Source organism: Pseudomonas sp. B5(2017) (genome assembly GCF_002112825.1).
GTDB classification, from domain to species: domain Bacteria; phylum Pseudomonadota; class Gammaproteobacteria; order Pseudomonadales; family Pseudomonadaceae; genus Aquipseudomonas; species Aquipseudomonas putida_Z.
The window spans coordinates 1-504 of record NZ_NEIR01000050.1 but is presented as its reverse complement, the minus strand read 5'-3'; the positions used below and the strand labels follow the sequence as shown (position 1 = coordinate 504).

General features: G+C 68.5%; 1 pseudogene. It reads left to right on the top strand.

Annotated features, from left to right (window positions below):
- Nucleotides 1-504, top strand: a pseudogene (locus CAG00_RS27395) (AMP-binding protein); the annotation flags it as partial.

Sequence of the window (504 nt, the reverse complement as noted above, 5' to 3'; positions counted from 1 at the left end):
CCCGTTCGACAGCCAGGGTGGCCGCCTGTACCGCTCGGGCGACCTGGCCCGCTACGGCGGCGCGGGGGTGGTGGAGTACCTGGGGCGGATCGACCATCAGGTGAAGATTCGAGGTTTTCGCATCGAACTTGGCGAGATCGAGGCGCGGCTGCAGGCGCAGGCCTGCGTGGCCCAGGGCGTGGTACTGGCCCAGGACGGCCCGGGCGGCAAGCAGTTGGTGGGTTATGTGGTGCCTGCCGATGCGGCCGTGATGGCCAGCACCGAGGCCCAGGCTACCGAGCGCGAGGCGCTGCGCACTGCGTTGAAGGCGAGCCTGCCGGACTACATGGTGCCGGCCCACCTGCTGTTCCTGGCCAAACTGCCGTTGACCGCCAACGGCAAGCTGGACCGCCGTGCATTGCCGCAACCGGACGCCAGCCTGCTGCAAGCGGCATACGTGGCCCCGCAGAGTGAACTGGAACAACAGATCGCGGCGATCTGGGCCGATGTGCTGAAGCTGGAGCG